This is a genomic window from Rhodococcus sp. KB6 (assembly GCF_001445685.1).
In the GTDB taxonomy this organism is placed as follows: domain Bacteria; phylum Actinomycetota; class Actinomycetes; order Mycobacteriales; family Mycobacteriaceae; genus Rhodococcus_F; species Rhodococcus_F qingshengii.
Genome location: NZ_LNAK01000134.1, coordinates 166,223 through 173,053, shown reverse-complemented (window position 1 = coordinate 173,053; position 6,831 = coordinate 166,223). Strand labels below are relative to the sequence as shown.

Below are 6,831 nucleotides of genomic sequence, written 5' to 3'. Positions count from 1 at the left end.
ACGAAGGGCCCCGCCGATATCGGCGGGGCACTTCGTTGTCGAGATCAGTCCGGCAAGCGCAGATCAGTCAGGAAGGCGCAGATCCGGCTTGTCCAGCTCTTCGATGTTGACGTCCTTGAAGGTCACGACGCGTACGTATTTCACGAATCGCGCCGGGCGGTACATGTCCCACACCCAGGCGTCGGACATCCGCAGCTCGAAGTAGATCTCCCCGTCTGAATTGTGGGGCAGCAACTCGACCGTGTTGGCCAGGTAGAAACGTCGTTCGGTCTCCACGACGTAGGAGAACTGTCCGACGATGTCCCGGTATTCACGGTAGAGCGACAGCTCCATCTCGGTTTCGTACTTCTCGAGATCCTCGGCACTCATCGGTTTAGCCAGTCCTCCCAGTTCGTCTGAACGTCCATCATCCCGTACGGCCCGCGCGTTGTTCCAACCGGACTCCCGCAGCCACCACGTTGGCATAGGTCATGCGGTGCTCAGGGCACGGCCCCAGCTCGTCGAGTGCGTCCATGTGCAGTGGCGTGCTGTATCCCTTGTGAATCGCGAAGCCGTATCCCGGATGAGTGTCGTCCATCTCGGTCATCACACGATCTCGGGTCACCTTCGCGAGAACGCTCGCCGCGGCGATGCATGCAGCGGCGCCGTCACCGCCGATGACCGGTAGCGACGGAGCCGTCAGACCCGGAACCCGGAATCCGTCGGTGAGAACGTAGCCCGGTTCGAGGTCGAGGCCCGCAACTGCTCGTCGCATCCCCTCGATGTTGGCGACGTGGATGCCGATCTGATCGACTTCCGCAGCGGGAACAGAGATGACACTCCACGCCAACGCCAAGCGCTTGATCGCCGGGAAAAGCTCCTCGCGCGCACGTTCGGTCAGCTTCTTCGAATCGTCGAGCCGCGCGAGGGCTGCTTGCGGTTTCGGCGCCAGGACACACGCTGCAATGACAAGTGGACCAGCGCACGCTCCGCGCCCGGCCTCGTCGACGCCGGCCACCGGACCGAGTCCGGTTCGCGCCAACGCAGACTCCATCGTCCGCAGACCTGCCGATCTGCGAATGACAACGCGAGGGGGCCAACTACTCACTGTCTCTGCCTACTCGGAACTACGCGAATCCATGTGTGCGGTCCGACAACTCAGTTGCCCTGAATATCAGGCGCATCGATGCCGCCCATTCGCGACGGGGGAAGAACGATGAAACGAGCTTGACCGATGATGTTGTCGATCGGGACGGTTCCCTGGAACTCGTCGTCGACGTGGTAGCGCGAGTCGGCGGAATTGCTGCGGTTGTCACCCATGACCCACACGTGGCCCTCGGGAACGGTGATCGGTCCGAAGCAGCGGCCCGACTTCAATTCGGTGTCACACGTTTGCGTTCCCGGAGTGAACGGGAAATCCATCTTGATGTACGGCTCGTCGAGCGGCTTGCCGTCGACCAGGACTCGGCCCTGATCGTCACAGCATTCGACGGTCTGGCCGCCGGTAGCGATCACTCGCTTGACCAAGTCGTTCTCGTCCGGCGGAACGAGGCCGACCCACGAACCGACCTCTTGAATACCGCGGACGACAACGTTGTCGGACCGATTGGACACATATTTCGTGTTCCACGAATCGGGTCCCTTGAAGACGACGACGTCGCCGGGTTCCGGATCGCCGAAGCGGTATCCGATCTTCTCCACCACGATGCGGTCACCGGTACATCCCGCACAGCCGTGCAGTGTCGGTTCCATCGACTCGGATGGGATGAGAAAAACTCTGAAGACAAATGCCTGAAGGACGATGCTGAGTACCAGCGCTACGCCGATCAGAACAGGGAGTTCTCGCAGAAACGATCGCTGTTTCTTCTGCGGCCGATGTGAGGTCGGTTCCGCGGAACCGCTTGATCCCTCGTGATTCTCGGGTCCGGACGACAATGCCTGCTCCTTCGAAGAATCTGCCACAGAAACCAGATTAGCCCGACACCGCGCGTACGCGATGCCGGGCTCATCGGAAAGATCAGCGCTTTTCCTTGATCTTCGCCTTCTTGCCACGAAGCTCACGGAGGTAGTACAGCTTGGCGCGACGGACGTCACCGCGGGTCAGAACCTCGATGGAGGCCAGCGTGGGGCTGTGAACCGGGAAGGTGCGCTCGACGCCGACGCCGAAGGAGACCTTACGGACGGTGAAGGTCTCGCGAACGCCGCCGCCCTGGCGACGAATAACGACGCCCTTGAAGACCTGCACGCGCTCCTTGGAGCCTTCGATAACCTTGACGTTCACGTTGAGCGTGTCGCCGGGACGGAACTCGGGGATGTCGTCGCGGAGCGACTTTTTGTCCAGGAAGTCCAGGGTGTTCATATGTCATCCTTGTATTTCGCAGGAGCAGAGGAACCGAGCGGCACGCGTTTCGGTCTCCCGAAACGGCGCTCGTCTGGTTCGTGCCCAGATCAAGTGCTGCTGCCTGGTCCAGGCAACCCGTCCATTGTGCCAGACGCGGATACCAGCGGGGAAATCGGTGGCGGCGGAGCTGCGTGGATGGTGTGGTCCAGTTCCTGCTCGGCCGCGGTCATCGCATGTTCGACGCTCGGCGATCCGGCTATCAGATCCTGGACGTAGATCTTGGCCCGGATGACGGGCCGACGCCATTTCCGTTCGCGTTCGAGCGCGCGGTTCATCCGTTTCGGCTTGCGCGTGTACCGCCAGCGAGCCCACGGTGCACCCGGCCGGCTCAGGCGGACCGCTCCGATTACCAGCAACGGGAAAACGAACAGACCGACGAGCCCCGTCCAGATCTTCCCCTTGAGAATCACGATGGCTGCCAAGGCGAAGTTGATCAACGCGACGAAAACGAAGACCAATTTGATCCACGGATCGCGTTCTTCACGGAATCCGGCGACGTCGAGAAGTTCGAGCGGGCGGAAACCCAGCAGCACCAGGCCGGTCACGGCGATCGCGACGAAGACCGCATCCACCGAGGTCCGACCTTGTTCGGACCAGTACACATCCTTCAGATAGAAGATCAGTGCGAACTCGTCGAGCACCAACGCAGCACCCATACCGAAGATCGCCGCCAGGACGGCACCGGTGGTCTGCGAACCATCGACGTAGACCGCGATCAACGCACCACCGGAGATCATCATGGCGATCACACCGAACACGACGTGATGCACATGCTGGCCTCCGGGCGCGATGTTGCCCGGCCACCATTTCACTTGCGCGCGAATCATCCGGACGCTGAGGCGGATGAAAAGGAAGGCGGACAGGAACCCGAGCAGGAAGAACAGCAACGGCAATCGGCCATGGGCGATGATCTCGCGCTCGAGCCACTCCCGCATCACTGTCCTCCCTTCACCGAATTCATGATCCGACCCTGATCGGATTCATACCGCCAACCGACTCGATTGTGACGATACGGACTTCGAAAACCCGGCGGACGGATTTACTTGCCGAAGCCCGCCTTGCGCAGAGCGTCGGCCATCGACCCGGCAGCAGGCGCGCGGTTGTCCGGTCGCTGCTCGCGTCCGCCCTGGCGTCCGCCATTTCCTCGTTGCTGACCCTGCCCCTGACGCTGGCCCTGCGGCTGGCCCTGCCGCTGAGGTTGCCCACCTCGCTGGCCTTCGGACTTGCGGGGCGCTCCCACCTCGTCGTCGAGACGAAGCGTCAGCCCGATGCGTTGGCGTGCCTCGTCCACTTCGAGGACCTTCACCTTGACGACGTCACCTGACTTGACGACCTCGCGTGGGTCCTTGACGAAGTTGTGTGACATCGCCGAGACGTGAACCAGACCGTCCTGATGAACTCCGATGTCGACGAAGGCACCGAAGGCTGCGACGTTGGTGACCACGCCTTCGAGGGTCATGCCGGGCTTGAGATGCGCGACCTTCTCGATACCTGCGGCAAAGGTTGCGGTCTTGAATTCGGGTCGTGGATCTCGTCCCGGCTTCTCCAACTCGGAGATGATGTCGGTGACGGTCGGTAGACCGAATCGCTCGTCGACGTAGTCGGACGCCTTGACCGATCGAAGTGCCTGCGAGTTTCCGATCACGGTGCGCACGTCCCCGCCTGCACTCGCGACGATCTTGCGAACCACCGGATATGCCTCCGGGTGGACGCTCGACGCGTCGAGAGGGTCGTCGCCGTCGGTGATCCGCAGGAAGCCTGCGCACTGCTCGAATGCCTTGGGTCCCAGTCGGGAGACATCCTTGAGACCCTTGCGGGATTTGAACGGACCGTTCTGGTCCCGATGCGCGACGATGCTCTCTGCAAGGGATCCTGCAATTCCGGACACCCGAGCAAGCAGCGGCACGGACGCGGTGTTGACGTCGACGCCGACCGAGTTGACGGCATCCTCGACGACGGCGTCGAGGGAACGCGAGAGCAGCGATTCGGTGATGTCGTGCTGGTACTGACCGACGCCGATGGACTTGGGATCGATCTTGACCAACTCCGCCAACGGATCCTGCAAGCGACGCGCAATGGACACCGCACCGCGAATCGAGACGTCGAGGTCGGGAAGTTCCTGCGACGCGTAGGCCGAAGCCGAGTACACCGATGCGCCTGCCTCGGAGACGACGATCTTGGTCAGGTTGGGCGCGCCGGTCTTCTTGATCAGTTCGGTAGCGAGCGTGTCGGTCTCGCGAGATGCCGTGCCGTTGCCGATGGCGATCAGTTCGACGCCGTGTTCGGCGACCAGTCCGGCAAGCGTCGCGAGAGCCGCGTCCCACTTGTTCTGCGGCTGGTGCGGGTAAATCGTCTCGTAGGCAACAACTTTGCCGGTTCCGTCGACGACGGCAACCTTCGTTCCGGTGCGGAATCCGGGGTCGAGTCCCATGGTGGGTCGGGCGCCGGCGGGAGCTGCGAGGAGTAGATCCTTGAGGTTGGTGGCGAAGACGTCGACGGCGTCCTTTTCGGCCGACTGCCGCAGACGCATCCGAGTGTCGATACCGAGCGTGACGGCGAACTTCGTCTTCCACGCCCACTTGACGGTGTCGAGAAGCCACCCGTCGGCGGCCCGACCACGGTCGGCGATTTCGAACCGCGACGCGATGCGGCCTTCGTAGACCGTGCGCTCCCCCGGCGCGAGTTCTTCGGTGTCTGCCGCCATGTTGAGCGACAGCACTTCTTCCTTCTCGCCGCGCAGGACGGCGAGGATGCGGTGCGAGGGCAATTTGGAGAACGGTTCCGAGAACTCGAAGTAGCCAGCAAACTTCGAGCCATCGGTTTCCTTGCCCTTGCGGACCGAGGAGACGACCTGGCCGCGATTCCACATCAGCTCACGCAACTCACCGACCAGATCGGCGTCCTCGGCGAAGCGCTCGACGAGGATCGACCGGGCACCGTCGAGTTGCTCGTCCGAATACTGCGCGGGATCGGTGGTGGGATCTCCGATGAGAGCATCGGCGACGGGCTCGTGGCCGGCCTCGCGGGCGATCTGCGCCTTGGTGCGCCGCTTCGGCTTGAAGGGGAGGTAGATGTCCTCCAGCCGCGCTTTCGTCTCGGCCAGCATGATCTGACCGCGCAGTTGATCGTCGAGTTTGCCCTGAGAGTCGATCTCCGTGAGCACGGCGTCACGACGGTCGTCGAGCTCGCGGAGATACCGCAGCCGCTCGTCCAGGAGTCGCAGCTGGGCGTCGTCGAGCGTGCCGGTGACTTCCTTGCGGTACCGGGCGATGAAGGGCACCGTGGCTCCGCCGTCGAGAAGGTCGACTGCTGCTGCAACCTGGCCTTCGCGGACGTCGAGTTCCTCGGCAATGCGCTGGTTCACGGTCTTGAGAATCACGAGATCCGACCCTACCGCTATCCTGAGACAAGAAGATCGGCAACAGTGCCGTGTCAGGGCTACCGGGGGAAACAAATGAGTACGCGGTACGTCCGGATTGCCGCAATGGTGGCCGCAGTTACTTTTGCGGCTTCGTGCAGCGGTGGACAGAACCCGGATGATCCGATGCAGACCCCCGCCTTTCCCGACACCAATGTTCCGGTAGCCGAGACCCTCGACGGCCGTCTGGGACAGGCTCAGGTAGCTGCGCTCGGGCGTGGTGCGGACGTCTCCATCGCCATCCTCGACCGCTCCTCGGACAAGTACCTCGACGTCGCCGGTGACCAGCAGATCGAAACAGCCTCGGTGGCAAAACTTTTCATCGCCGAGGATCTACTTCGTCAGGATGCGCGCGGTGAGCGACCCATCACGGACGACGATCGCACCCTCATGGCGGCGATGCTCGAATCCTCCGACGACACCGCAGCCAACCTCCTGTGGGACGAGGTCGGCGGCCAAGAGGTGATCACCCGCGTCGCCGAGCGTTACGCACTGACCGCGACGACGCCGCCCTGGGACGGAATGTGGTGGAACACCGAGACCACGACACGTGACCTGGTCACCTTCTACAGCGGTGTCCTCGACGACTCCGATCAACTCGGACCTGAACGGGTCGAGCAGTTCGTCGAGTACCTGCGGCAATCCACTCCCGAAGGAACCGACGGTTACGACCAGAGATTCGGCCTGCCCGAGGCCTTGTTCGGCGAGCCCGTCATAGGAGTCAAACAGGGCTGGATGTGCTGTGTCGAGGACAAGTGGATCCATCTGTCCACCGGCATCGTCGGTGACGACAACCGATACATCATCGCGATCGGTTCGCGAGAAGACGTCCAGTACACGGATGAGGACAGCTTCTATCCCGACACCTCGTTCACCGATGCCGTCGACGACGAAAGTGCACTGCACGCTCGCGACACGGTCACCGGCGTCACGCAGATTCTCTTCCCGAGCGGAAGCATCGACGACTGGGCAGCGGCATCCACGACCGCGGATTCGGCGATGCCCGAAGCTTCCGGGCCCTGATTCGATCCAC

The 6,831-nt window shown here is 62.5% G+C and carries 7 protein-coding genes; 1 reads left to right on the top strand and 6 read right to left on the bottom strand.

What is annotated here, in order from left to right; translation table 11 throughout:
* Nucleotides 1-63: 63 nt before the first annotated feature.
* The 6 genes from ASU23_RS20740 to ASU23_RS20715 all read right to left on the bottom strand — a co-directional run bounded on the left by ASU23_RS20740 (nt 64) and on the right by ASU23_RS20715 (nt 5,759).
* Nucleotides 64-369, bottom strand: a complete 306-nt coding sequence (locus ASU23_RS20740) for a DUF2469 domain-containing protein (protein WP_003942715.1) — start codon at nt 367-369, stop codon at nt 64-66.
* A gap of 37 nt (nt 370-406) precedes the next feature.
* A complete protein-coding gene (locus ASU23_RS20735; protein WP_024487346.1) occupies nt 407-1,087 on the bottom strand; it encodes a ribonuclease HII in 681 nt (226 codons plus the stop codon).
* Between the two features lie 50 nt (nt 1,088-1,137).
* Nucleotides 1,138-1,941, bottom strand: coding sequence for a signal peptidase I (gene lepB, locus ASU23_RS20730; RefSeq protein WP_003942787.1), 804 nt, complete (start codon nt 1,939-1,941; stop codon nt 1,138-1,140).
* A 55-nt stretch (nt 1,942-1,996) separates the two neighbouring features.
* Nucleotides 1,997-2,338 carry a 50S ribosomal protein L19 gene (gene rplS, locus ASU23_RS20725; protein ID WP_003942791.1) on the bottom strand — a complete coding sequence of 114 codons (342 nt, stop codon included), beginning with the start codon at nt 2,336-2,338 and terminating at the stop codon, nt 1,997-1,999.
* 89 nt (nt 2,339-2,427) lie between these two features.
* Nucleotides 2,428-3,315, bottom strand: a complete 888-nt coding sequence (locus ASU23_RS20720) for a hypothetical protein (protein WP_003942742.1) — start codon at nt 3,313-3,315, stop codon at nt 2,428-2,430.
* Between the two features lie 104 nt (nt 3,316-3,419).
* Nucleotides 3,420-5,759 carry a Tex family protein gene (locus ASU23_RS20715; RefSeq protein WP_058038624.1) on the bottom strand — a complete coding sequence of 780 codons (2,340 nt, stop codon included), beginning with the start codon at nt 5,757-5,759 and terminating at the stop codon, nt 3,420-3,422.
* A gap of 75 nt (nt 5,760-5,834) precedes the next feature.
* Here ASU23_RS20715 and ASU23_RS20710 point away from each other — a divergent pair, with 75 nt between their 5' ends.
* Complete coding sequence (locus tag ASU23_RS20710; RefSeq protein ID WP_058038623.1) at nt 5,835-6,821, top strand: serine hydrolase; 987 nt, start codon at nt 5,835-5,837, stop codon at nt 6,819-6,821.
* Nucleotides 6,822-6,831: the final 10 nt, after the last annotated feature.